General features: G+C 54.1%; 2 protein-coding genes. Both read left to right on the forward strand.

Going from position 1 to position 2017, the window contains the following annotated elements; all coding sequences use genetic code 11:
- Positions 1-400: 400 nt before the first annotated feature.
- Positions 401-772, forward strand: coding sequence for an integrase core domain-containing protein (locus tag D9T14_RS14520; protein ID WP_170175617.1), 372 nt, complete (start codon positions 401-403; stop codon positions 770-772).
- Between the two features lie 36 nt (positions 773-808).
- Positions 809-1678, forward strand: a complete 870-nt coding sequence (locus D9T14_RS13155; protein ID WP_119160843.1) for a glycosyltransferase family 2 protein — start codon at positions 809-811, stop codon at positions 1676-1678.
- Positions 1679-2017: the final 339 nt, after the last annotated feature.

Genomic DNA, 2017 nt, shown 5'->3' on the forward strand with positions numbered 1-2017 from the left:
TACACGCGAGGACCCGTTCTGAGATTGTTGTATTCGACCACCCAATTGTCTCAACGGCAGGTCCTCACCTTTCACCCAGACACGCCAACACCGGTAGAACAGACCCCAAGATCACCCCACAAACCAAGAGTTTTGAATAACCCTCCACGTATGTTCCGACCTGGCAGGGATTCGCCTATCTGGCGGTGGTCATGGACTGTTACACCGCAGGAAGATCATCGGGCACGCCATCGCCGGTCACATGCGCACCGGACCCCTCACCCAGGCCTTGGCCATGGCCGCGCCGGGCCTGCCCGGCAACCCGTGGTGTCACGGTCTCTGCGCTCGGACCGAGGAGCTCAATACACGTCGGCCGAATACACGAAATTCATGACCGACCACGGGATTCTCCCGTCCGAGGGTGCGGGCCGGTAGTTGTTTTGACAACGCCGCCGCCGAGTCCTTCAACGCGATCCTGAAGAAAGAACTAACCAACCGTAAGGCCTACCCGACCCGCAACCATGCAGCCCGGGACGTGACAGCCTGGATCGAGTTACGATACAATCACAAACGTCACCCGCTCGACCATCGACTACCAGACCCCCAACCAAGTCGACATCGGATCCAGCCAACACCACAGGGCAGCAGCCTAAAACCAATCATCAACCACTGTCCGGAAAATCTGTATCGCTCCTGTACATCCTCAAAACCGGTTACAGGCGCCCAACCGACACCCTCCCAGACATCATCACAGCAATACTCGAAATCATCTTCACCTACACCCCATGAATAAGCCTCACTGACTATCACCAAGCAAAGGAGCCACAATATGATCGACATCATGATACCTTTTTGGGGAGAACCAGAGTACCTGTACCGCGCAGTTCGCTCAGTCCAGAACCAGACCAGCGAGTCATGGCGATTGACTGTCGTCGATGATGGTTATCCAGAAGATGTAAAGCCCTTCTTCCATAATCTGAACGACCGGCGAATCAGCTACATGAGAAATTCGACGAACCTGGGAATCACCAAGAATTTCCAGCGGTGCTTGGACCTGACTTCCGCTGATTACACAGTGTTCATGGGGTGTGACGACGAACTCCTTCCCGGCTATGTGGAAAAGATCGAGAAATGCTTCACCCGGAATCCCGGTATTGACATGGTGCAACCCGGCGTTGAAATAATCGATGAGCACGATGTCAACCACTCACCCCTGGTCGATGGGATCAAAAAGCTCTTACGACCCCGCCGAGGGACCTCAGATCTTCACGGCGAATCCTTGGCCAAATCTCTGCTACGCGGCAACTGGCTCTACTGGCCGAGTCTCTGTTTTCGTACCGCCAGTCTTAAGCTGGTTCGTTTCCCAGAAAACTATTCTGTACTCCTGGATCTCAGTCTCATTTTTGATCTGATTTGTTCTGGTTCTCGTCTCGAAGTCATCCAAGACGTTGTGTTCCGGTACCGCCGCCATGGTGAGAGCCTGTCATCCAGCACCCTGTTCGACGGTGTCCGATTCGAGGAAGAAACAAATTTCTTCAAAACCCAAGCAGCACGGATGCGTGATCTCGGCTGGCGTGGGGCGGAAAGAGAGGCCCGGCTTCATCTAACATCAAGAGCTCATAGCGTGATGATCCTTCCAGCAGCCCTACGCAGAGATCCGCATGCTGTATCGTGGCTCGTCAAGCATGCTCTGACCTGACCGAACGCCTCAATGGAGATTGTTGTATACAGCAAGGAGGGTCATTCAAAACCCTTGGTTCGAGGGGTGATCTTGGAATCTGTTCTACCGGGAGGCTTATTCATAGGGTTTGTTCGAGTGGGTTTGGATGATCTCGTATGAGGCGTGTCATTGAAGACGAAGGGGTGGCCTGTTCCGAGATGATTAATGTGTGAAAAGAAACAATCAAGGGCCAGGCCGCAAACCACATGCTATCACACGACTGACCCGCACTCAGACACAAGACCTGTGCCAGAAAATCCACGCAACAACCGGCGGCGACCTGCCAGTGGCCGGATCACGCAGGCTCGGCCCCTTCCA

This window comes from Propionibacterium australiense, from assembly GCF_003666605.1.
In the GTDB taxonomy this organism is placed as follows: domain Bacteria; phylum Actinomycetota; class Actinomycetes; order Propionibacteriales; family Propionibacteriaceae; genus Propionibacterium; species Propionibacterium australiense.

Excerpts from the sequence above, each read along its gene's own strand:
- D9T14_RS13155 (WP_119160843.1), top strand. The coding sequence starts at position 809 with ATGATCGACATCATGATACCTTTTTGGGGAGAACCAGAGTACCTGTAC.